Annotated in this window: 15 protein-coding genes and 2 rRNA genes; 7 read left to right on the plus strand and 10 right to left on the minus strand. The window is 65.4% G+C overall.

The window, feature by feature from the left end; translation table 11 throughout:
• Window positions 1-11: 11 nt before the first annotated feature.
• Complete coding sequence (locus B5F74_RS12380; RefSeq protein ID WP_158095707.1) at window positions 12-1,307, minus strand: sirohydrochlorin cobaltochelatase; 1,296 nt, start codon at window positions 1,305-1,307, stop codon at window positions 12-14.
• A 310-nt stretch (window positions 1,308-1,617) separates the two neighbouring features.
• Between B5F74_RS12380 and B5F74_RS05495 the strand changes: the two genes are divergently transcribed.
• Together B5F74_RS05495 and B5F74_RS05500 are read left to right on the plus strand one after the other, a co-directional pair.
• Window positions 1,618-2,157, plus strand: coding sequence for a GNAT family N-acetyltransferase (locus tag B5F74_RS05495; RefSeq protein WP_087200716.1), 540 nt, complete (start codon window positions 1,618-1,620; stop codon window positions 2,155-2,157).
• Window positions 2,158-2,278: 121 nt separating this feature from the next.
• Window positions 2,279-8,317: an FctA domain-containing protein gene (locus B5F74_RS05500; protein WP_087200718.1), complete on the plus strand. Its 6,039-nt coding sequence runs from the start codon at window positions 2,279-2,281 to the stop codon at window positions 8,315-8,317.
• 122 nt (window positions 8,318-8,439) lie between these two features.
• Here B5F74_RS05500 and B5F74_RS05505 read toward each other — a convergent pair whose 3' ends face one another.
• On the minus strand, window positions 8,440-8,961 hold the full coding sequence (locus B5F74_RS05505) for an NUDIX domain-containing protein (protein WP_087200720.1): 522 nt from the start codon (window positions 8,959-8,961) through the stop codon (window positions 8,440-8,442).
• Window positions 8,962-9,027: 66 nt separating this feature from the next.
• Between B5F74_RS05505 and B5F74_RS05510 the strand changes: the two genes are divergently transcribed.
• Together B5F74_RS05510 and B5F74_RS05515 are read left to right on the plus strand one after the other, a co-directional pair.
• Window positions 9,028-9,378, plus strand: coding sequence for a phenylpyruvate tautomerase MIF-related protein (locus B5F74_RS05510; protein ID WP_066834451.1), 351 nt, complete (start codon window positions 9,028-9,030; stop codon window positions 9,376-9,378).
• Window positions 9,379-9,878: 500 nt separating this feature from the next.
• Window positions 9,879-12,455 carry an FAD-dependent oxidoreductase gene (locus B5F74_RS05515; protein ID WP_087200722.1) on the plus strand — a complete coding sequence of 859 codons (2,577 nt, stop codon included), beginning with the start codon at window positions 9,879-9,881 and terminating at the stop codon, window positions 12,453-12,455.
• 77 nt (window positions 12,456-12,532) lie between these two features.
• Here B5F74_RS05515 and B5F74_RS05520 read toward each other — a convergent pair whose 3' ends face one another.
• Window positions 12,533-12,814: a hypothetical protein gene (locus tag B5F74_RS05520; RefSeq protein ID WP_066834449.1), complete on the minus strand. Its 282-nt coding sequence runs from the start codon at window positions 12,812-12,814 to the stop codon at window positions 12,533-12,535.
• Window positions 12,815-12,837: 23 nt separating this feature from the next.
• Window positions 12,838-13,497, minus strand: coding sequence for a hypothetical protein (locus tag B5F74_RS05525; protein ID WP_087200724.1), 660 nt, complete (start codon window positions 13,495-13,497; stop codon window positions 12,838-12,840).
• 612 nt (window positions 13,498-14,109) lie between these two features.
• Here B5F74_RS05525 and B5F74_RS05530 point away from each other — a divergent pair.
• The 3 genes from B5F74_RS05530 (at window position 14,110) to B5F74_RS05540 (ending at window position 18,343) form a co-directional block, all read left to right on the plus strand.
• The gene (locus tag B5F74_RS05530) at window positions 14,110-14,952 is read left to right on the plus strand and encodes an Mrp/NBP35 family ATP-binding protein (protein ID WP_087200726.1); all 843 of its coding nucleotides are present in this window, start codon (window positions 14,110-14,112) and stop codon (window positions 14,950-14,952) included.
• Complete coding sequence (locus tag B5F74_RS05535; protein ID WP_087200727.1) at window positions 14,953-16,230, plus strand: NAD(P)/FAD-dependent oxidoreductase; 1,278 nt, start codon at window positions 14,953-14,955, stop codon at window positions 16,228-16,230.
• 460 nt (window positions 16,231-16,690) lie between these two features.
• Window positions 16,691-18,343: an FAD-dependent protein gene (locus B5F74_RS05540; protein WP_087200729.1), complete on the plus strand. Its 1,653-nt coding sequence runs from the start codon at window positions 16,691-16,693 to the stop codon at window positions 18,341-18,343.
• 152 nt (window positions 18,344-18,495) lie between these two features.
• Here the strand turns inward: B5F74_RS05540 and B5F74_RS05545 are convergent, their stop codons facing one another.
• From B5F74_RS05545 to B5F74_RS05570, 6 genes are all read right to left on the minus strand, one after another.
• Window positions 18,496-19,137, minus strand: a complete 642-nt coding sequence (locus B5F74_RS05545; RefSeq protein WP_087200731.1) for a hypothetical protein — start codon at window positions 19,135-19,137, stop codon at window positions 18,496-18,498.
• An 88-nt stretch (window positions 19,138-19,225) separates the two neighbouring features.
• On the minus strand, window positions 19,226-21,469 hold the full coding sequence (gene uvrB / locus B5F74_RS05550) for an excinuclease ABC subunit UvrB (protein WP_087200733.1): 2,244 nt from the start codon (window positions 21,467-21,469) through the stop codon (window positions 19,226-19,228).
• A gap of 23 nt (window positions 21,470-21,492) precedes the next feature.
• Entirely contained in the window at window positions 21,493-22,077 is a 585-nt protein-coding gene (locus B5F74_RS05555; protein ID WP_087200735.1) for a lytic transglycosylase domain-containing protein, read from the minus strand.
• Window positions 22,074-22,706, minus strand: a complete 633-nt coding sequence (gene coaE, locus B5F74_RS05560; protein ID WP_087200737.1) for a dephospho-CoA kinase — start codon at window positions 22,704-22,706, stop codon at window positions 22,074-22,076. Before coaE ends, B5F74_RS05555 begins: the two co-directional genes overlap by 4 nt.
• A 173-nt stretch (window positions 22,707-22,879) precedes the next feature.
• Window positions 22,880-22,995: ribosomal RNA gene (rrf, locus tag B5F74_RS05565) — 5S ribosomal RNA — on the minus strand.
• Between the two features lie 98 nt (window positions 22,996-23,093).
• Window positions 23,094-23,203 (minus strand): 23S ribosomal RNA (locus tag B5F74_RS05570); the annotation flags it as partial.

Here is a 23,203-nt window from a genome sequence, read left to right on the forward strand (position 1 = left end):
CTCCCTTGCGGTCAACTCGCGGATTCATCGGCTCGTCGCGGTAGGATTCCGCGGATCTGGGCCGCAGTCCGCGCGACGACGGCATGATCGCCCGGCATCGCGCCCCGAGACGTGACGCCGACCACCAGCTCGTCGTTTTCGCACAGCGCGGGAAAGAAGAACGTGCATTCATCGGGTGCATCCGCCACGGAAACCGGTATTCCGAGACGGCGGCAGCGCTCGCCGATTGAGCGATTGACCGACCGGTCATCGGTCGCCGCGACCACCAGCGCGCGGCCGTCCTCGTCGTCCGCCTCGTACGGGCGTCGGCGCACCTGGATCCCCGCACATGGGCTCACGCTCTCCCCGGCGCGCGGGTCGATGACGGTCACCCGGGCGCCGAAGCGTGCGAGCGCCTCCGCGCGGCGTCTTCCCACCTCGCCCGCGCCGACGACGAGGCAATCGGCATCGACGAGGGAAACGAACAGGGGGAAGCGGCCGCGCGCGGCGGCCTCCGCCTGAGAGGCTGCACTCACTCGCCGCGCCCTCGCGGGCGCTTCCCGCATATGCGCGACCGCCAGCCGGCAGAGCTCGGGCCACGCGCCGATGCCCTCGTGGGCCACTGACACTGCATATCCCGCCTGCTCGAAGCGAGCTCGCCAGGTGCCCTCGATATCGCGCTCGACGTGTCCCGCCGCCGTGAGCATAAGCGGCACAAGGCGCACCTCGTGAGGCAGCGGGTCCTCGGCACCCAGCTGGGCGGCGATGTCCTCCATGGACGGCTCGCCCCGAAGCAAGCCGATGACGATATCGTCGCGCCCGCGCACGCGCAGCGCATATCCGAGGGCAAGGTAGGCGAGCTGACCCGCCCCTTCCGCCCCATGCCCCACCAGGACATATGACGCGCCATCTCTGCGAGGCAGGCGCTCCTCGAAAACGCGGGCCACCGCCTCGACATCTGCCGCCGTCTCCATCAACGGGCGTGAGAGGCGCACCTCGTCGAACAGCGGCGCCTTCTCGTCCACCGCCTCCCGCACGCTCCGGTATGCGCGCCCGTCGACCAGATGCGCGTCGGCAACGACCGCACGGCGCACGCCGCACGCCCATAGCTGTTCGAGCGCTTCGGCCACATCGGGCACCCGCTCGCCGCGCGCTTCGAGGCGTGCGCGGGCCTTCGCGCTGGTATATGCCATGACACACGGGGCCTCGGCGCCCTTCTCGGCCCGAAACGCGCCCTCGAGCGCGCGCACCATCGCATCGACGCTGCGCCCGCGCGCGCCGGTACGCGACGTGCCGTACACCGCGATCACAAGACCCCAGCGATCCATGACGCACCCCATTCCTTGTCCCGTCTTGTGACCACGATACCCCATTGTGCACCGGAGATGCATTGACCAAAAGGAGCACGAGCCCCGCGGGACGACGCAGGCGGCCCATCCACGGTACGCATATGGCACGCCGCTCCATCGACGGTACGCTATAGGCACGTTTTTCGCTCGAAAGCGTGCCTATAGCGTACCGTGGATGGGCCGACGTGCCATACGCGTACCGTCGATCCGAGCAAAGCTGCGGGAGGGGCGAATTGGCCTGCGGTTCCCGAGAGGCGTACACTTGAATCATCAACACGAGAGGAGCGCCATGGAGAACACGACGGCATCGCCGGACGGTCGCGCCCGGTTCGAGCGCGTGGAAACGCCGGAGCAGACGCGCGCGCTCGCCGAGCTCGCCGGCACCATCTGGCGGGAATACTGGCCGACATATCTGGGCGAGGCCCAAACCGAGTACATGATCGAGCAGTTCCAGAGCCTGCCCGCTATCACGCGCGACATGGCCGAGCACGCCTACGAATACTGGCTCGTTCGCGCGGCAGACGACAACCGTATCGTCGGCTACACGGGAGGGCATGTCGAGGCGGAAACCAACCGGTTCTTCATAAGCAAGATCTACCTGCTTGCCCCCGAGCGCGGCAAGCACTTCGCGAGCGCGGTCATCGCGTTTTACGAGGACCTGTGCCGGACGCGCGGGCTGCGCGCCATGTACCTCACGGTCAACAAGGGCAACGAGCTCGGCATCCGCGCGTACGAGGGCAAGGGATTCGCGACCATCGACGCCGTCGAGACCGATATCGGCGAGGGCTATATCATGGACGACTACATCATGGAGAAGCGTATCTCGTAGCGCATGGGACCGCCTGCGACGGCCAGGGACCGATCGCATAAGTTAAGGGACGCTAAGGAAATCGTAAGGGGACAGACGGGTAAAGGGCGAGCAACTGCCCTTCCCCTTGAATCGAGGATCCATGCACCGTCTCGCCCGTATCGCGCTTCTCATCACCGCCGCCCTGGCGCTGCTCATACCGACCGCAGCGCAGGCAGGGCAATCGTCAGCGATAGCCAAGATCGTCGACCCCAACACATCGGACGCATGGAGCGCGCTGTTCGAGGCGGGCGACGACGGCCTGTCGTTCTCCTCCGAGCAGGCCGGAAGGATCTGGGTCGACAAGACCGTATACGGATCGACCGACGAGGCGAACGCATCCGGCGTCCCCGCCCGGCTCGACGACGAGGCGCGCGGGTTTCTGGTCAGCCTCTCGGCGCTCTCCTCGGCGGTGTCGGTCCGACACGAGAACGATCTGGCCCACGACGTGGTGTTCGTCGTGAGCACCAACGGCATGCTCGCCGACATGACCTACGGCGGACGCCCGCAGGGGGCCTACCTCGCCGACGCGCTCAACGTGGCGATCGCCCGCCTCATGGCGGAGAACGAGGGCGCGGCGGTGCCCACGCGCATCGCCGTCGTGGGATATTCCGCCGATGTCGCCACGCTCATGCCGCTCGACACCTACACGCCCGACAGCGACGGCCGCTACGTGTCGTTCGCACCGCGCGGTGCGGCGACGACGCCCGCGCTTCTGGTCAACGCCCGCGCGGACCATGGGTCCCGCACGACATCGATGCAGCTGCGCAGCGGATCCTACCTCCAGCGGGCGGTCCGCGTCGCAGGCGACTTGCTCGTTCAGGCGGCAGGCGACGCGCAGGCAGCCGAACGGAAGCCCGAGCTCGTCCTCATGGGCGTGCAGACGCCGCCGATGGCCCATGTCGACCTGGCTGATCCTCCCTCCTACACCGGCGACACGACCGGCTTTCTGGGCCCGCTGCCCAACACGCGCGAGAACGGTTACGGCACCGATGCGATGATGGCCACGCTGCTCACCGTGCGCGCGCAGCGACGGCGCATCGAGGACGCTTGGAAACCGACGGGACGAGATCTCGCGCTGTACACGACGGGACTCGACGCCACCGCGACCGTCGAATACCTGCTGCAGACGGCCGAGGCGCAGCAAACCGCCTCCCTCCCCGGATCGGGAGCCGCCACGGGCGTCGACCTCGCGCGCAACATGGCCCAAGCCGCCCGCGCCTACGCGGACGCCGCCGCGCGCGGGGACGCAACCGTGTCGCTCGACCTCTTCGGCTCGAGCGCCTCGGGCCTCGTCGCAAATACCGTGGACCTGCCGTGCCTCCCCGATCTGCTCGACAGCGCGGACGGCTACGCCCTGAGCAGCGTCGACGAGTTCTTCTCCGCCCACAGCGCGTCCGCCATCTCCTGGGCGTTCAACTCCGCCATAAACCGCATGCTGGACATCGAGTACACCTCGCCCTCCCCTGCGGACACCGCCGGTGCGCGATGGGGAGAAAGCCGCCTGACCGTAGAGGACCGCATCGGCGCCGGCATGAACGTCTCGTCCATGAAAGGCATCGTGTACGGAACGCACCTGCTCGACGGCGCGCTTGCCGCCCAGGCGGTCACGATCAGCATGAGCGACCCGTGGGACATCGAGGCCACGCACGAGTACGCCTACCTTGTCGACACGGTCAACGAGCGCTACGACCTGGGGTACGACGCCTACAACCTCTTCTTCGACGCGTTCTCCGACGGCCAGTTCGCCTATCGCGGTACCGGGGACTTCTCGAACCGCGCGTCGTGGTACGTCGACGCCGAGCACCATATGGTCGCGCACGGCGGCAGGCCCTACACGTTCGCCACGACCGCCGAGGTCGATGCCGTCCGGCAGGGCGATTGGGCGGATGCGGCTCCCGCCGACGTCAAAAGCCGCATCGAGGCCGCGCGCGACGCCGGCGCGACCGCCGTATGCGAGACGTGGTTTTTCATCGGCAACCTCCCGAACCAGTACACCGGCGGCGACATCGCGCTCTACGACGTCATCGTCATGGTGGAGACCGACCTGGAGACCGGCCGCCAGACGGTGCTCGCCTCCCTTCCCACCGACGCGCTGCCGGCACGGCGCGCGAGCGTGACCGTGCATGCCGACGGCAAGGCGACCATGGCGCTCGAGGACCCGCAGGGAACCTACCCGATCCGCCTGGTCTACGAGGTGGAGCCCACCGAGCGCGTGAGCGGCCTGCTCGACCGCATCGACGCGGGCGAAACCGTATCCGACGACGAGCTCTCCGAGGCTCTGGGCGAGCGGCCGCAGCACTCCGGCGGCGGCTCGAGGCTGGTCTACGCGGGCTCGTTCTCCCTGGAAGACGGTCCTGAGCATGCCGCGGCTGGCTGCACTGCCGCAGCATACGTCGCGCCCACCAATGCGTACTACGCCTTCACCGAGCCCACGCCCCTGTTCGCGCTGGCGCCGGGCGCATCCGCAGACGGCGGCGACCCGCCGCAGGCAGACGACCTCATCCCCCTCACCTCCCTGCCCGAGGCGGGAGCGACGTATTACTTCATGCGCACGGTCTACAGCGCGTCCCATATCGACCCTGACGGGGAGGCTGAGGCCACCGTGGAGCAGCGCATCATCCCCTACGTCGCGATTGCGGCTGCCGAAGACGGCACCACCCCCTATTTCACGGACGACGACGGCCAGGTCTGCGTCGCCGCCGGAACGCCCCGGTTCCGTGCCGCCGAGACCATCGGGTCGAGCGACAAGGCGCCCAATCTCACCGGGTCCGCCCCGTACGTGACAAAGCTCACCGTGCAGGCCCACGAAGGCGGCCAGACGCGGCTAGCGGCGCAGATGGGTAATAACGGCGCCCTTGCCCTGCCTTCCGCCCAAGGCTCTGGCGATCTCACAGTCGAGGTGCACGTGCGCGCCGCGGGCTCATCGGGCGATGACGGCCAGGGCGCGTGCAGATTCCGCATCACGTTCACGACCGAAGCCGGCGCGGCACTTGCGGGCCCCGTGGTCTGTACCGATCCCGTCACGCACGATCCGCAGATCACGCCGCTCGACAACGGCTCGTTCGATCTGGTGCTGGCGGATGGGGCCAGCGCCACGGTCGCGGACCTCCCCGCGGGCACCGGGTATCGCATCGAGGAGCTGCCCGCAAAGGACGGTTCGACCTGGAAGTGCTCGCACGCCACGACCGTGGGCGCGCAGAGCCCCACGCAGGCGACCGGAACCGTCGCGGAGGGGACCGTCGTCCAGGACCAGACGGTCGTCAGCTTCACGAACGTCCCCACCTCGGGGCGCATCGAGATCTCCAAATCGGTCACCGGCAACGACGGCGACACGGCCCGCGCGTTCCCCTTCTTGGTGAGGCTGGCGCGCGAAGACGGCCTCCCCCTTCCCTCCTCGATCCCCTATGAGCTCGACGGGTGGACCCGGGCATCGGGTATCGCCGCGGTCGCGGACGACGGCAGCGTGACGCAGGAGGACGGATCGCCGTTCGCGCTGGCGGACCGACAGCGCCTCACGCTGTCCGGCATTCCGCTCGGCATCGCCTACGCCGTCGAGGAGACCGACCCGGCCGGCCACACGGTCCATATCGATAAGACGAGCTCCGCGACGGACGAAGAAGATGCCAGCGACGACTCGGCATCGGGCCTCATCGAGCACGACGGGCAACACGACGTGCTGGCCTTCACCAACGAGCGCTGGGCGTACGGCTCGCTTGAAGTCGCCAAGCACACCGTGGGCGGCGAGGCGGGGCGCGCCTTCGCCTTCACCGCGATGTTGACCGATGCCGCGGGCGCACCGCTCCAGGGCACGGTCTCCTACCGCATCGAGGGCGCTGGCGAGGGCGAAAGCCGTACCGCAGAGCTGCAGGGAGGCACCTTCTTCTTTGAGCTCGCGGACGGCCAGACCCTCGTCGCCGACGACATCCCGCAGGGGACGGCGTATCGCGTCGCGGAGCAGGACTACGCAGAGGAAGGCTATCTCGCCCTGCAGTCCGGCGCGACGGGGACCATCGGCGACGAGCCCGCTCGGGCGACCTTCGCCAACATCAATGCCACCGGCGCGCTCGGCATCGCGGAGGTCGGCGCCGGCAACGCGTTCGAGACGGACAGATCGTTCTCGTTCGCCGTCACACTGAAAAACCTGTTCGCCGCCAAACCGGCACAGGACACCGAGGTCGTCTTGCAGTCCACGCGCTACGCCTCCTCCCAGGACGTCGTCGAGGAGCGCCTGCGATTCGAGCGCGTCTCGGGCACCGATGACGGACGGGCGGTCGTCGAGAACGTCGCGCATGGAACGGGCGTCGTGATCAAGGGCCTTGCCCCGAGCATGGCGTTTTCCGTCGAAGAACTCGACGCCCGCGCCCTCGAGGATGCAGGATACCGCATCTACCTGGGGAGCCGACCGGATATCGAAAGCGGCGCCCAGCAGAACCCCTATGAGGGGACGCTCGCAAGCGGCGGGGTCACGCCGGTTTTCGCCGTCAACGTCCGCGACCTGTACGGAACCCTTGCCGTCTCGAACAGCATCGAGGGACAGGCGGCGCTCGACGATGCGCAGGCGGGCCAGCGCTTCCTCTACACCGTCCACGCCCTGACGGCCACCGGCGCGCCCGTGTCCGGCGCCTACGCATGGCGTGCGGAGGGTGCCGCCGAACCCGCCGACGGCTCGAGGGGGACCATGCCCGATGGAAGTCCCGCCCTCGTGTTCGATAACGGGTACGCCACGTTCGAGATAGCGGGCAGCGGGACCATGCAGATCTCAGCCCTGCCCGCCGGGGGCTCGGTCACCGTCGCGCAGCGCGACGAGGCCGACTTCGGATACACCACCTCGCCCGCCTTGGAGCAGACGGCGGCCCTCGACCCAAACGGCACCGCGACGCTCTCCTTCACCAACGTCAAGGAGTACGAGGCAGCCACGGCCTCCGTTCCCGCCTCCTCCACCTTGTTCGGGCGCGCGCAACAAGACGGGGAGTTTACCTACCGGCTCTTTGACGAACAGGGAGACCCTGTGGCCGTCGACGGCGAGCCGGCATCCGCGTCCAGCGCCGCCTCACCGGACGGCGTCGCCTCCGCCCTCGCGTTTCCGCAGCTCACCTATAGGGAACCGGGAACCTACTCCTATTCGGTGCGGCAGGCCGTCCCGGCAGACCCCGAGCCCGGCGTAGCATACGACGAGCGGGCGTTCGACGTGCGCGTCGACGTCACCGCCAACAGCAAGGGCGCGCTGTCGGCTCGCGTGACCACATCGCATGAGGGCAAGCCGATGGCGGCGGCATTCGAGAACCGCTATCGTACGACAAGCGAGTCGGTCCCCATCGAAGGGACCAAGACCCTCGACGGCAAGGCCCCCGCCGCAGGCGCCTTCGCCTTCACCCTGCAGGAAGTCGATGCGAACGGAGAGGAGATCGGACCTGTGCTCACCTCGTACAACGACGAGGAAGGGGGTATCGCGTTTGGACCTTTCGAGCTGAACGCCCCCGTCGGCAGCTCGGTGCACAGAACGTTCATCGTTCGCGAGAATATCCCTGAGGACCCGGAGCAAGGCATCGTCTACGACACGCGCGTCTACCGGGCAGAACTCACCGGCGAGTCGGCCGACGACGGCACGCTCGACGTCCATGCGGCATACTCCGTTCGCGACGGCGACGCGGGGGACGGCCCATGGCTACCCTGCTCGGGCATCGTGTTCGAGAACCGCACCGCTCACGCGCCGGAGACCCCTGACACACCGATCGACCCCGATACGCCGGTGTCACCGGATACACCCGACACGCCGGACTCCCCTGACGAGCCGGGCAGCCCGGAGTCTCCCGATACGCCCGAATCGCCCGATTCTCCGGACACACCGGACACGCCCGACGGGCCAAGCACGCCGGAATCCCCAGAAGAGCCCGTGGCACCGGAATCGCCCGACTCCCCCAGCTCCCCCGACACGCCGCCCGCCCCGACAACACCTGCGGACCCCGAGACGCCGGCCGGGACCGACGCCCCGCCTGAGGCCAACGGCCCAGATGAGCTCGCAAAGACCTCGGACCCTGTGTCTCCCTTGCATTTCATCTTGCTCATCACGGGCGGCATCGTTCTTATCGCCTGCGGGTCCCTCGTTCTAATCCGACACCGCCGTCGCTCGGATCGCTAGGCTCAGCCCCCCGTTCATTCATGAATGAACGGGGGGCTTTTTGACGTTTCCGCAGGATTCTTTTATTTGACCCACCTTCTCATTCATGAATGGACGAATCGGATGGATCGGCCGCACCCGCATCAGGCGCCGCCCCCTCCGCCGAAGAACAGCGCGTGGGCATCGCCGGCGTCGCGGCGCCCGAAGAACTCCCGGACCAAAGCGAGGCGCTCGACGGTCGAGGCGGCAAGCGGGGCGGGCAGCGCATCGGGCGCAAACCAACCGACCTCCAAGCTCTCCTCATCGCCCACGCGCGGCTCGGCATGCCTCTCGTCGACCGGTCGGCATACGAACAGCAGGTCGAGATACATCGTGTTGTCGCCGTTGGCATAGGTGATTACGCGGCTCGAAGCCTTGACGCTTGCGAGCTCCTCCGCCACGACTGCCACGCCCGTCTCCTCGAGGACCTCGCGCACCGCCGTCGTCGCCGGCTCCTCGCCCGGCTCGTTGATGCCGTAGACGAGTGCCCATTCGCCCGTGTCGGCACGACGGCCCATCAGGATGCGCCCGCGACCGTCCTCGACATACGCCGTGATGCCGATGAGCCACAGCAGGTCATGGCCGATCTTCTTGCGCAGCTGGACGATGAAATCGGGTGTGGGCATGACGGCTCCCTGCGATCGACAATGGGTACAACCCCATTGTATGCATCCACCTCGAAAGGAGAAGCTATGCCCGTCATCCGCGTCAACGCCTCAACCCCTATCCCCCGCGATGCGCAAGTCGAACTCAAGCAGGCGTTCGGCCAGGCTATCTCAGCGGTGCCCGGAAAGTCCGAACAGTGGCTTATGTGCCAGTTCGAGGAAAACGTCCCCACCTTCTTTGCCGGAGACGACTCTGAGCCCGCCGCCTATATCGAGGTGAGCGTCTTCGCCCGCAGCGAGGTTCCGACGACCGCATGGGAGGCTTTGACCGAACAGATCACGCCCGTCGTATCGCGCACCCTCGGCATCGATCCGGCACGCATCTACATCAACTACAGCGCAAGCGCGAACTTCGGATGGAACGGAGGCAACTTCTAGGGAAACACCGATCGATTGCTTTCGCGACGGCCGCCACGGGGCCGGCCGGTGCAGAATGAATTGATCGGTGTTTCCCTAGAGCACTTCAGTTTGGAGCGCCTCGCCCTCCGACTTGGCAGCCGTCCGGTCCGACGCTCCGCACCCTGGAACTACCCCGGTAAACAGGGATGCTGATGGGGTATACCCAGTACGAGCAGAAGGAAAAAGCCCTCCTGCGGAAGAATTTGTTGGTGGGCAACACCCACGCAGAACAACCGCCTCCGCATAAGGCGGTTGTTCCTTTTTAGGCATCACCCACCGAGAGTTATTTGATCACCAAAATCAAGATGATCACGAACGCAACGAACGTTGCAACAGTGCCGGCCGCCGAAAACGACCCTGTCCCAAAAAGTACCACCCGCGCGCTTCTGGGCTTCCATCGAGCGCCAGCGCCCTATCATGGATACATCAACGTTTGGGACGCGGCTCGCCTGCGCGTCCCGCACTGCAAGGGGGTATGCATGAGATACCTGATCGTTGGCGGCGTCGCCGCCGGCACCAAGACCGCAGCGAAAATCAAGCGCTGCGACCGCTCTGCGGACGTGCTCGTCATCACCAAAGGGCACGATATCAGCTATGCGGGCTGCGGTCTGCCCTATTACGTAGGAGGGGACATCGAGACCCGCGAGGCGCTCATCGTCAACACGCCCGAGGCATACGCCGGCCTCACCGGCGTGACGGTCCAGACCGGCCAGGAGGCGATCTCCCTCGATGCCGCGGCAAAGACCGTGACCGTTCGCTCCGAGGACGACGAGGAGCACACCGAGGCATACGACAAGCTGGTCATTGCCACGGGTGCCAACCCGTTCATGCCGCAGGTCGAAGGCATCGACCTGCCCGGCGTGTTCGGCCTGCGCACCCCGGACGACGCGACCGGCATCCGCGATTACATCAAGGATAACGACTGCCGTCGCGCCGTGGTCTGCGGAGCCGGTTTCATCGGCCTCGAGATCGCGGAGAACCTCATGGCCCAGGGCCTCCAGGTCACCGTCATCGACGCGATGGACCAGATCCTGCCGAACGTGCTCGACCCCGAGATGGCCGGCTTCGCCACCCGTCAGCTCAAGGCGGCCGGCATGCGCGTGCTGACGGGCACCGCGCTGACCGGCATCGCCGGCGAGACGCGCGCCGAGGGCGTCCGGACCGCGACCGGCACGCTTCCCGCCGACATCGTCGTGGTCGCCATCGGCATCCGCCCGGCGACCGCATGGCTCGAGGGATCGGGCATCGAGATGGTCAAGGGGGCCATCGTCACCGATGAGTTCTGCGCGACCAACCTGGCCGACGTCTACGCCGCCGGCGACTGCGCCATGGTCCGCAACGCTCTAACCGGCAAGCCCGCCTGGAGCCCCATGGGGTCCACGGCAAACATCGCCGGCCGCGCGCTCGCCCGCACGCTCACCGGAACGCCCACGAGCTATCCGGGCGTGCTCGGCACCGGCGTAGTCCGCCTGCTGCCCGCGCTGAACGCCGGGCGCACCGGCCTCACCGAGGCGGCGGCCCGCGAGGAGGGCTTCGATCCCGAGAGCATCGTCGCCGTCGTCGATGACAAGGCCCACTACTACCCCGGCTCCTCGAGCTTCTTCATCAAGCTTATCGCCTGCAAGAAGACCCATCGCCTGCTCGGCGTCCAGGTGCTCGGGGCGGGTACCGTCGACAAGGTCGTCGACATCATGGTCGAGGCGCTCTACCAGAAGCTCAAGGTCGAGGACCTCGACCTCATGGACTTCGCCTATGCGCCGCCGTTCTCCACGGCCATCCATCCGCTCGTGACGGCCGGCTACATCCTCGAGAACAAGCTCGCCGGTCGCCTGGAGTCCTTCACGCCCGCTCAGTACGCCGCAGGCGAGGCGGCAGACTACGCGGTCATCGATGCGCTGCCCGCACCCGCCATCCCCGGCGCCGAATGGGTCGACCTCACAAAGGTCGCAGGCGAGCTGCCCGGTCACGCCAAAGACGAGAAGCTGCTGCTCGTGTGTGCCAAGGGCAAGCGCGGCTACTTCATGCAGAACCGCCTCAAGGCAGCCGGCTACACGAACACGCGCGTGCTCGAGGGCGGTATCACGTTCAACGAGGTCAAGGTCCCGCGCCCCGCGGGCAAAAAACTGCCCGCCGCCGAGATCAAGCGCCTGAAGGGCCTGGGCTGCCTGCAGGACAAGCGCTTCGACGACGTGTTCAACATCCGTGTCATCACCCGCAACGGCAAGCTGACGAGCGCCGAGCAGAAGACGGTCGCCGAGGCAGCCGAGACGTTCGGCTCCGGCGAGGTCACCATGACCACACGCCTCACCCTGGAGATCCAGGGCGTGCCGTATGACAATATCGCCGCCTGCATCGAGTTTTTGCAGGACCACGGCCTGGATTCCGGCGGCACCGGCTCCAAAGTCCGCCCCGTCGTCTCCTGCAAGGGCACGACCTGCCAATACGGCCTCATCGACACGTTCGATCTGTCCGAGAAGCTGCACGAGCGCTTCTACGTGGGATACCACGGCATCGAGCTGCCGCACAAGTTCAAGATCGCCGTCGGCGGCTGTCCCAACATGTGCGTCAAGCCCGACCTCAACGACCTGGGCATCGTGGGTCAGCGCATCCCGCAGATCGACCTCGGGAAGTGCCGCGCCTGCAAGGTCTGCCAGGTCGTGAAGGCCTGCCCCATGGGAGACGCGCAGGTCGGCCCGGATGGCAAGATCACCATCGACGAGAGCCTCTGCAACCACTGCGGTCGCTGCATCGGCTCCTGCCCGTTCGGCGCGATGACCGAGGAGCTCACCGGCTACAAGGTCTATATCGGGGGACGTTGGGGAAAGAAGACCGCCCACGGCCGTGCGCTCGAGCGGATCTTCACCGGCGAGGACGAGGTCATGGATGTCGTGGAACGCGCCATCCTGTTCTTCCGCGACGAGGGCATCTCGGGCGAGCGCTTCGCCGACACCGTGGCGCGCCTGGGCTTTGAGTACGTGCAGGACAAGCTCCTGACCGCACCCATCGACAAGGAAGCCATCCTCAACAAGAACGTGGTGGGCGGCGCGACCTGCTAGCATACGGTTCACGCTCGCAAGGGGCGCCACGGGAAGCATATCCCGCGGCACCCCTCATATACCGCCCTCACAAGCGCCTACACCAGATCGAAAACAGTCAGCGCGCCTGCTGCCAGCAGCAAAACGGACAGGGCGACGTCGCCGACACGATTGCCGTACACCGCCTCGCCACGAGGACCAGACCAGATGACGTACACGATGTAGAGCATGAACAATACGCTCGCTACCATGAAGGCATCGGCAGCAAGAGGCATCCCGCCCGCGTCGCACAGACTCGCGATAATCCGAGTTACGCCTGCGCCCGCAAACGCACTATTCGCGCGAAACAACCGTCGGCGCTCTGAACCCTTCCGCTCCATCAACCGTGAACCTTTCGATCCCATCAATAAATCCCTGCGGAGTCAATTCCCGCTTGGGTCTGGTAAAGCACGCCATCATCGTCATACCATCTCTTCAGGATTGTGACAACGTAGATCCCGCCGTTAGGATCGTCTGGGACAGAGCCCAGAATCCAAACCGCCGCAACTGCGGCACCCAGCGCAACGTCTAGTGCGGGGATGCCAATGCGGCCGACAAAGAGGCTCGCAACATTTGCCGCAGTTGCGTAGGGCCCGAATATTGCCCGGATCTCAGCAAAGGATATTTGATACCTCGTATATGTTCTGACAGGTTGATTTACACGCTGAACAACATCTTCATCGCCATAGCTTTCTGGCTCCGATGACAAATACAGAGTCGCACCCGTGAAATCAGACGTCACCTTTCCAGTCTCCACATCAAAAAACAAATGATTGGATTTTCCCGTGGCCTCATCCTCAATGGTAACAGTGCGAACTCCGCCGGCTTCGGACAAGCTGATGATTTTCTTAGAACCATTATCGTTGATCGTTATTGAACCGTTCTGGTTCTCTCCAATCGAGATACCCGCAGAGCTGAGTATACTTTCATCATTCGACATACCAAACGCAGCGGCAACTGGAGAAACTCCCTGGAAGAATAACGCTGCCGTCACGATAGCCGTCATCAAACGCTTACCCTTCATCATCTTCCTTTCTCGCCTGCGTTTCGAACCAATCCAATTGAAGAGGTGCCCTATTGATTCAGTTTGAGCCGCACCCTTGACTCAAGAACCCAACATGCTGTCTGTTTCTTCTACATGGGACACACCTCCTTCATGGTGAATCTACATGTGCACCCACAATCACCTATCGCATGTGCTTATGAGGAATCGGAAGGGTGCATAGGCTACTGCAGCTTGCGCCAACAATACTGAAATGACACGGCATTTCGTATAGACAACCGATATGTAATATCGCGACAAGAGTGTCTACAGGGTTACCTATCCAGCTCACGTGCAAGAAGAGCGACAAAGCCCTCCGCGATTTTCACATCCAGAATCCCATACGCCTCACGTCGAGCCGAATGACTTGTTCCGAACGAAACATGCAAACGCTCAAGAATCTGCGACCCCATCTGGCCTCGTCCCAGAAACATGGCCGTCATACATTCACAATACTCCGCACAAGCGCCATTTGAGGAGCCTGCGACGAGTGCTATGTCACCGTCAGCATAAAGCGCCCAACTCGATGCACAGCTGCCATGAGCACGGGTACAATGGGGTCATAACAACGTCATCGCGAACGAAAGGACCCCCATGGCAACATGTGAACATGCCGCTGCGGCGGGCGGGCAGACCGCGCCGATGCAGTTCGAGGAAAACAACCTCTCCGAGGTCAAGCGCGTCATCGCCGTGCTGTCCGGCAAGGGCGGCGTGGGCAAGTCGCTCGTCACCGGCTCGCTCGCCGTCGAGCTCGCGCGCGGGGGCGCCAAAGTCGGCATCCTGGACGCCGACATCACCGGTCCGTCCATCCCCCGCATGTTCGGCATGGGCGACCGCCGCGCCCACGGCCTGGGCAAGCTTCTGCTCCCCGAGATCTCCGCCACGGGCATCAAGGTGATGTCGTCCAACCTGCTGCTGCAAAACGAGACCGACCCCGTGCTCTGGCGCGGCCCGATCATCGCCGGCGCCATCAAGCAGTTCTGGAGCGACACCTCGTGGGGCCCGCTCGACTACCTGCTGGTCGATATGCCTCCGGGTACGGGCGACGTGGCGCTCACGGTCTTCCAGTCGCTGCCCGTCGACGGCATCGTCGTGGTCACCAGCCCGCAGGACCTCGTGTCCATGATCGTGGCCAAGGCGGTCAACATGGCCGACAAGATGAACGTGCCGATTCTGGGCATCGTCGAGAACATGAGCTACGTGCAGTGCCCCGACTGCGGGCGCGCCATCGAGATCTTCGGTGAGAGCAAGCTCGACCAGGTCGCCGAGACCTACAACCTGAAGGTGCTCGACCGCCTGCCCATCGACCCCGCGCTCGCCGCCGCATGCGATGCGGGCACCATCGAAGCCGACCTTCCCGCAGGTACCCTGCCCCTCACGCTCGCGGCCGCCCGTGCCGTCGAGGCGCACGAGGGCGACGAGGATAAGCAGGCATAGGTGGCCGGCTCTCCCATATATGATGTAGCGATCATCGGCGGCGGCGCCTCAGGGCTCGCCGCCGCCCTGTCTGCAGGCAGGACAGGACAGTCGGTCGTCCTCATCGAACGCGATGTCGAGGTCGGCCTGCCCATCCTCGCCACCGGCAACGGGCGGTGCAACCTATCCAACGCCGACCTCGACCCTGCACGCTACCGGCACCCCGACATCGCGCGCACCGTCATGGGCGATCATCCCGAGGAGGAGCTCGTGCGGCTCTTCGATTCGATCGGCCTTCTGACCTGCGAGATCGACGGTCGCCTGTATCCATACAGCAAGCGAGCCGACACCGTGCGCGACGCCCTGGTCGCCACCGTGGCCAAGCTCGGGGTCGATATCCGGTGCTGTGCCGAGGTCGAACGCGCCGTGCATGATGACGCCGACGGATGGCAGCTCGAGCTCTCGGTCCCCGCAGGCCCGCTCCCGACGCCCAAAAAGCCCCCCGCGGACTTTCGCGCCCATCTGCGCGGGCTGCGAAAAGAACTCAAGCGCGCGCCGCGCACGAGAGAGCGCGTATCCGCCCACCGCGTCATCATCGCCTGCGGCGGTGCGTCTGAGGGCGTAGCCGGCTTGTTCGGCCTGCCCCATATCGAGGAGATGCCGGTGCTGTGCCCGGTCGCCTGCACGCCGCGGCCCGACACCACCGCGCTCAGCCGCCTCGACGGGCTCCGCGTCGACTGCCGTCTGTCGCTCATGCACGGCAACGCGCGCTGCTGGTCCGAAGAGGGTGAGGTGCTGTTCCGTCCGTACGGCATCTCCGGCATCGTCGCCTTCGACCTGTCGCGCCGCGTGAAGGCGGGTGACATCATCGAGCTCGACCTATTCCCTTCCTTCTCGGAAGGGGAGCTCATCGAACTGTTCGACAGGCGCTGCGCCGTCGCCGGCATGCCCGAGACAGCGGGCCCCGCTTGGTTCTGCGGCATGCTCGCCCCCGCTTTGGCGGCCCATGTCGACGCGGTCTCCGAGCACGCAGGCGGTCGAGGCGTCCGCGCCTATGCTCATGCCTGCAAGCATCTCGCCTTCACGGCAGCGGGGACGACGGAGCACGCGAGCGCCCAGGTGCGGCGCGGGGGCATACCGTTCGATGCGGTCGATCTGCCCGACCTTTCCGTCAAGCCCTCGTGCGCGCCGGCGCTTTCGGTCAGCGGCGAGGCGCTCGACATGGATGCGGACTGCGGGGGCTTCAACCTCGCCTGGGCCTGGCTCTCGGGCCTGCGTGCCGGCGCGGTGCGTCCGTAGGAGGGCGAGCCCCTGGACACGCCCCTGCGATGGCGCCAGCCCCATCCAAAGGCCTCGCACCGTCTCGGGGCGTGCAGAGGGGACGTTGCCTGCAGCAGCCCTACACGAGCCGACCGCTCTAGGGAAACATTGATTTATGGCCTTCAAGCCCCGCAGGACGGGGCGGACGACCTCCGCGCATCGTGGAGCGAGGCCCGGCGGCAAGGCTCGGCCACTGCATCTACCAGGTCACCCTCTAAAAGGGCCCAGTAACTGTACCCAGAACTGCGAGAGAGAGCCGCCTGAGGGCACCTCTCTCGCAGTTCTGGGTACAGTTACTGGGTATAGTTAGCGGGTATCCTGTGGTTTCACCGATGCCCGGGGCATATCGGAACATAAATCAGCGGTTCTCTAGGCTGCACCCGGCGTCAAACCATCTACCATGTAGCCCATGCACATCCCGATACGCGAAAGGCGCGCCATGCTAGAGATCACCCAGATTCCCGTCAGCCTCGATACGGGAGCGACCGAGCAGGGCTGCCTTGACGCCTGCCGCTCCGAAGCAGCCCGTGTGCTCTCCTGCAGGCCGGAGGACCTCGCACATGTGGAGCTCCACCGCAAATCCGTCGACGCGCGCAAGAAGCGCGAGGTCCACTTCGTCCTCAGCGCGCATGTGAACCTGCGCACCCGCGCGGCGGAAGAGGCGGCGCTGCGGCGCCTGTCCGCGCGCAACGCCTCCCGGGTGCGCAAGATCGATGACACCCCGGTCAACTACCCCGCTCCCCTGCACGCCTCCCGTCGGCCCGAGATACGGCCCGTCGTCGTCGGCGCAGGGTGCGCGGGGCTGTTTGCCGCCCTCACGCTGGCCGAGGCGGGCCTGCGCCCGCTGCTTATCGAACGCGGTGACAACGCCGAGCGGCGCACGACGGCCATCGACCGTTTTATCAAGACCCGCGAGCTCGACCCCGAAAGCAACATCCAGTTCGGCCTGGGCGGGGCCGGCACGTTCTCCGACGGCAAGCTCAACACGGGCACCAAGAACCCGCATCACCGGTTGATCTTGCAGACGATGGTGGATGCGGGCGCCGCGCGCGACATTCTCTGGGACGCGAAACCCCATGTGGGCTCAGACGTCCTGCCCCTGGTCGTCACCCATATCGTTCGGCGCATCGAGCAGCTGGGGGGCGAGGTCCGCTTCCGCTGCCGGATGGTCGACATAGAGCGCACCGTCACAGGGGCACCGAAGGCCATCACCGTCGAGCAGGACGGGGGTGCGGGCGAGGCCACCGAGCGCATCGCCGCAAACCGTATCATCCTCGCGTGCGGCCATTCGGCGCGCGACGTGTTCGAGCTGCTCGTACGTCGCGGATTCGCCGTCGAGCGCAAGACGTTCGCCATGGGCGTTCGCATCGAGCACCTGCAGGCGGATATCGACCGCGCCCAATACGGCCCTGCTGCCGGCCACCCCGCCCTCGGGGCCGCCCCCTATAAGCTGGTGGCCCACATGCCGAACGGCCGCAACGTCTTCACGTTCTGCATGTGCCCGGGCGGCGAGGTCGTCGCCGCAGCCTCCGAGGCCGGCGGCGTTGTCGTCAACGGGGCCAGCCTCCACGCCCGCGCGGGCGTGAACGCGAACGCGGCGCTGCTCGTTAACGTGAATCCCGACGACCTGCCGGGCACGGACCCGCTCGCAGGCGTCGAGCTGCAGCGCCGTTGCGAGCGCAGGGCGTTCGAGATGGGAGGCGGGGACTACCGCGCCCCCGCGCAGCTCGTCGGCGACTTCCTTTCCGAGCGCGAAAGCGCACGAGTGGGTCGCATCCAGCCCACGTACCCCCTTGGCGTCACCTGGACCGCCATCGACGAGGCGCTCCCTTCGCACATCGTCGAGACGCTGCGAGCCGGCATCCCCGCCCTCGGCAAGAAACTGCGCGGCTATAGCGACGACGAGGCCGTGCTCACCGCCATCGAATCGCGCTCGAGCTCGCCGGTCACCGTCGTCCGCGATCGCTCCTGCACCGCCCTGGGCGCGCCGGGCATCTACCCGTGCGGAGAAGGCGCCGGCTACGCGGGCGGCATCATGAGCGCCGCAGCCGATGGCATTCGTTGCGCCGAGGCGCTCATCGACAGCCTGTAGCGACCCGCCTCGATGGGTTGGTTGGGGACGTGTTCGTTTCAACCCATCTGTCGAGCCGCCTCCGTATCCACGATGGTCCGACAGGGGCCAGTGAAAAGGGCCCCGCCGCGCTTCGCGACGGGACCCTCAACATGCCAAGATCGAATCTGAAGCTACGCGCGGTCCCTGCCGAACAGGCGCACCGGAGCCGCGATCGAATCCTCGACGGAACCGACGCCCTGCAGAGACACCGCGCCGTAGACAAAGCCCCATGCGGCGACGAGAAGCATGAGCGAGGCGATTCCCTGAGCCCCCGAGACGCCCGCGAAGCCCATCGCCAGCGCAAGCGCCAGCACGGCGACCACGACGGCCATGCACAGGGCGACGACCCAGCGGCCCGCACCCATGCGGTCCATCTCAAGCGAGACGGCGACCAGGTACAGCGCCGCGAACACGCCCGCGAATGCGAAGACGCCGGCATGGTCGCCCATGGTCGTCGGGAAGAACAGCCCCCAGAAGCCGAGCGCGAACATTGCGATCTCGAATGCGACCTCGACCCACGAGAGCACCCAGGTGCTCTTGGATGCGAACGAGCCCACGAGCGACAGGGCGCCCGCGACGATTCCGCAGACAGGAAGCGCGCTGATCACGCCGTCCAGCCCGCTGCCCGCAACGCCCAGCACGCCCGAAGCGGGAACGACGAAATTGTATGCGGCCATGACGAAGCAGCACGCGGCCATGATGACGAGGTTCCACTTTGCCTGCAGAAGGTGCCGCTTGACGCGCTCCAGCAGATCGACGGTCTGATGTCTCATCGGTTACTCCCCCCATGTATATCCCTGTGGTGAAGTATACCGCAGCCTAAAGGAAACGCCGACCGATAGCCCCGCGGAAGGCGCACGCCTATTTCTTGAAGCGCGCCCCCTGCCTCTTGCGGCCGCCGCCGAATGCGGAGCCCTTGCGCGCATTTTGCCTCAGGCGGTCGATGATCTCCTCCTCGCTGCCGCCCTCGACAAGCGCCTTGAGGTGCACGAGCGCATCGCGCAGGCGCGCAGCCTCCTCGAAATCCATCGCCTCGCTCGCGCTGCGCATGTCGTCCTCCATCGTGGCGATGATCCGCGCGATCTCATCTGACGGCAGGTTCGCGAGCTCGTCGGCAAGTTTGGCGCCGGTCGTCTCCTCCACGGTCTCGCCGCCCGCATCCTCGCTGCCCGCCGGGGTGAAGAACGCGCCGTGCCCGAGCGTGTCGCCGCGGCTGCGGTCCTTCTTGCCCACCGTCTCGGTCGCCTCGGCGATGAAACTCGAGATATCGTTGATCGCCTTGCGCACCGTCTTGGGCTCGATGCCGTGCTCCTGGTTGAACGCCATCTGGATCGTACGGCGCCGACTCGTCTCGTCGATCGCCTCGCGCATGGACTCGGTGATCGTATCCGCGTACATGATGACCTCGCCGTCGGCATTGCGCGCCGCGCGACCGATCGTCTGGATCAGCGAGCGGCGGTTGCGCAGGAAGCCCTCCTTGTCGGCATCCAGGATGGCGACAAGCGACACCTCGGGCAGGTCCAGGCCCTCGCGCAGCAGGTTGATGCCCACCAGCACGTCGATCTTGCCCTGGCGCAGGTCGCGCAGGATCTCGACGCGATCGAGCGTCGCGGTATCAGAATGCATGTAGTTAACCTTGATGCCCGCATCGAGCAGGTGGTCGGTCAGGTCCTCGGCCATGCGCTTCGTGAGCGTCGTCACGAGCACGCGCTCATGGCGCGCTGTGCGCTCGCGGATCTCGTCAAGCAGATCGTCGATCTGCCCGCGCACCGGACGCACATCGATCTTGGGGTCGAGCAGGCCCGTCGGGCGAATGATCTGCTCCACGTTGTTCTGGCTCACGCGCAGCTCGTAGTCACCCGGCGTCGCACTCACGTAGATGAACTGGGGGATGCGCGCCTCGAACTCGTCGAAGCGCAAGGGCCGGTTATCGAGCGCCGACGGCAAGCGGAACCCGTGCTCCACGAGCGTCACCTTGCGCGAACGGTCGCCTTCGTGCATACCGCGAATCTGAGGGACCGTGACGTGGCTCTCATCGATGATACACAGCATGTCCTTGGGGAAATAATCGATCAGCGTGAACGGCGGCTCGCCCGGCTTTCGTCCGTCGAGATGGCGCGAGTAGTTCTCGATGCCCGTGCAGAAGCCCATCGTCTCAAGCATCTCGAGATCATAGTCGGTGCGCTGCTGCAGCCGCTGGGCCTCAAGCAGCTTGTCGGACGCCTTGAGTTCCGCCACACGACCCTCGAGCTCCTCTTCGATGGTCTTCAGGGCGTGCGTCACCTTGGGCTTCTCGGTCACATAGTGCGAAGCAGGCCAGACGGGAATCGCATCGTACTCGCGCAGGATCTCACCGGTCACCTCGTCGATCTCGGCTATGAGCTCCACCTCGTCGCCGAAGAACTCGAAGCGCAAGGGATGTTCCGCATACGGCGGGTACACGTCGACCACGTCGCCGCGCACGCGAAACGTGCCGCGCGCCAAGTCGTAATCGTTGCGATCGTACTGGATATCGATCAGCGCGTGGATGAAGTCGTCGCGCTCGAGCGGATCCTTCTTGTCGACATTCGGCGCCAAGCCCGCATAGTCCTCGGGACTTCCGATTCCGTAGATGCATGAGACCGACGCCACCACGATCACGTCGCGGCGGGACAGAAGCGAGGCCGTCGCCTGATGGCGCAGCATCTCGACTTCCTCGTTGATCGACGAGTCCTTCTCGATATAGGTATCGCTCGACGGCACATAGGCTTCGGGCTGATAGTAATCGTAGTACGAGACGAAGTACACGACCGCGTTGTGCGGGAAGAACTCCTTGAGCTCGCTCGCGAGCTGCGCGGCAAGGGTCTTGTTGGGCGCCATCACGAGGGTCGGTTTGCCGAGAGCCTCGATGGTCTTGGCCATCGTGAAGGTTTTACCCGAGCCCGTCACGCCCAGAAGCACCTGGTACCGGTCGCCGTCCTCCACGCCCTTAACCAGTGAGGCGATTGCCTGCGGCTGGTCTCCTGAGGGCTCATAGGGGGAGACGACCTCGAATTGAGCCGCCTCGCCCGCCATGCCGAACCGCTTGAGCTCGCCTCCGACGCGCTCGACCTCAAACTGCGACATGGGTACTCCCCTCTTCGATCGACCTACAGGAAGCTATCGGGATACAGCTCGCGATACCGCTCGTGCGCAGTCGTGACGCGCGCGAGATACGATTGGGTTTCAGGGAACGTGATGGCATCGGAAAGCTCATCGCCCGTCTCCGTCCAACTGTCCACATTGCCCATGCCCGCATTGTACGCCGCGATGGCATGATCGGTCGCGCCGTTGAAATAGGAAATCAGGTACGAGAGGTACGCGCAGCCGATCTCGATATTCGTCGCAGGGTCGTCGAGATTCGAGGAATCGTACACCCCTCCGTCGACAAGCCCTTTCACGACCATATCGTGCGCCGTCTCGGGCATGAGCTGCATAAGACCCTGCGCGCCCCTGTCTGAGCGAGCCGTCGGGTCCCAACCCGATTCGGTCTCGATGACGGCGGCCACGAGATACGGATCGACTCCGTGATTGGTCGCCGAGGTAAGGATGTCCTCCTCATAGCGCAGGGGATAGAACATCTGGAACAGCTGGGCGGGAGCGTAAGCATAAGCCCATGACGCCACGCCGAACAGCAGCACGATCACGATGGGAACCGTGCGATACCAAGCGAACAAGCGAGGGCGGCGCGTCATTGGGTGACCTCCTGGGCGGACAGCAGATGACAATCAGCAAGCCACTGATCAAGAGAGCTAAACAGGCTATCATCTCCAGCGGTATTGTCAATCACAACCTGCGCAAGGGCGCACAGCTCCTCCTCAGAAGGCTGGCAAGAGGCGCGCTCGTCAAACGCGAGGCCGTCCATGCCGCGCTCGATAGCACGCTCTCGACGGACATCCAAGGGGGCCGTGATGGCGATGATCTCATCAGCCAGCCCGAACGCGTCGGTAAATGCAGATGCCACCGATACCTCGACGACAACGAGCTCGGGATCGGGAGCCGTTACGGTGCAGCAGAGCGGCGGAAGCAGACGCAAAGACAGCTGCTCGATGAGAACAGGATGAACGAGCGCGTTTAGGTCAGCCGAATCCTCAGGGGTAGCGAAAGCGACCCGTGCAAGCTCCCTGGTATCGATACCTCCATCGGGAGCAAGGACATCGTATCCGAATCGCTCAGCGATATCGAGAACCAGCTGAGATCCCGGCACATAGAGATCTTTCGCCATAGCGTCAAGATCGATTCGCAGGGCCCCGCGCTGCTGAAGGTAGCGAGTGGCGCATGATTTACCTGAGGCGATATTGCCGATAACGAATGCAGTGTACATATACTTCGTTTCTGTTGCGTTGAACTGCGTTATGTCGATTACAGCATATCAATGTAGCAGAACAAAAGCCGAGAACCAAGCGCGAGCCGCACAGGCTAAACCTATACAAAAAAGGGGAGGGCCCCGCGGGAACATCCCGCGGGGCCCTCCCCTGCGACGAAGCGCCGTCCACCGGTCAGCGGCGCCCTGCTCTCCCACGGGCTTCCCCCGCAGTACCATCGGCGCTGGCCGGCTTAGCTTCCGGGTTCGGAATGGGACCGGGCGTGCCCCGGCCGCCAGTACCGCTGACCGGTGGGCGGCGCTCCGCCCCGGGGGCGCCCGCGTGCCCCTGAGGGCCGCACAGCGAGTCTCGGGAGCGTCCGCGGTCCGACGCGGTCGGAGTGAAGTCTTGAGAAGAGCTCGGGCGATTAGTACCCCTCGGCTGAGCGCGTCGCCGCGCTTGCACCTGGGGCCTATCAACCAGGTGGTCTACCTGGGCCCTTACCGAAAGGAGAACT

It is taken from the genome of Collinsella sp. An271 (genome assembly GCF_002159695.1).
Lineage (GTDB): Bacteria > Actinomycetota > Coriobacteriia > Coriobacteriales > Coriobacteriaceae > Collinsella > Collinsella ihumii.

Coding starts and splice junctions, on each gene's coding strand:
- B5F74_RS12380 (WP_158095707.1), bottom strand. CDS start 1,307: ATGGATCGCTGGGGTCTTGTGATCGCGGTGTACGGCACGTCGCGTACC.
- B5F74_RS05495 (WP_087200716.1), top strand. CDS start 1,618: ATGGAGAACACGACGGCATCGCCGGACGGTCGCGCCCGGTTCGAGCGC.
- B5F74_RS05500 (WP_087200718.1), top strand. CDS start 2,279: ATGCACCGTCTCGCCCGTATCGCGCTTCTCATCACCGCCGCCCTGGCG.
- B5F74_RS05505 (WP_087200720.1), bottom strand. CDS start 8,961: ATGCCCACACCCGATTTCATCGTCCAGCTGCGCAAGAAGATCGGCCAT.
- B5F74_RS05510 (WP_066834451.1), top strand. CDS start 9,028: ATGCCCGTCATCCGCGTCAACGCCTCAACCCCTATCCCCCGCGATGCG.
- B5F74_RS05515 (WP_087200722.1), top strand. CDS start 9,879: ATGAGATACCTGATCGTTGGCGGCGTCGCCGCCGGCACCAAGACCGCA.
- B5F74_RS05520 (WP_066834449.1), bottom strand. CDS start 12,814: ATGGAGCGGAAGGGTTCAGAGCGCCGACGGTTGTTTCGCGCGAATAGT.
- B5F74_RS05525 (WP_087200724.1), bottom strand. CDS start 13,497: ATGAAGGGTAAGCGTTTGATGACGGCTATCGTGACGGCAGCGTTATTC.
- B5F74_RS05530 (WP_087200726.1), top strand. CDS start 14,110: ATGGCAACATGTGAACATGCCGCTGCGGCGGGCGGGCAGACCGCGCCG.
- B5F74_RS05540 (WP_087200729.1), top strand. CDS start 16,691: ATGCTAGAGATCACCCAGATTCCCGTCAGCCTCGATACGGGAGCGACC.
- B5F74_RS05545 (WP_087200731.1), bottom strand. CDS start 19,137: ATGAGACATCAGACCGTCGATCTGCTGGAGCGCGTCAAGCGGCACCTT.
- uvrB (WP_087200733.1), bottom strand. CDS start 21,469: ATGTCGCAGTTTGAGGTCGAGCGCGTCGGAGGCGAGCTCAAGCGGTTC.
- B5F74_RS05555 (WP_087200735.1), bottom strand. CDS start 22,077: ATGACGCGCCGCCCTCGCTTGTTCGCTTGGTATCGCACGGTTCCCATC.
- coaE (WP_087200737.1), bottom strand. CDS start 22,706: ATGTACACTGCATTCGTTATCGGCAATATCGCCTCAGGTAAATCATGC.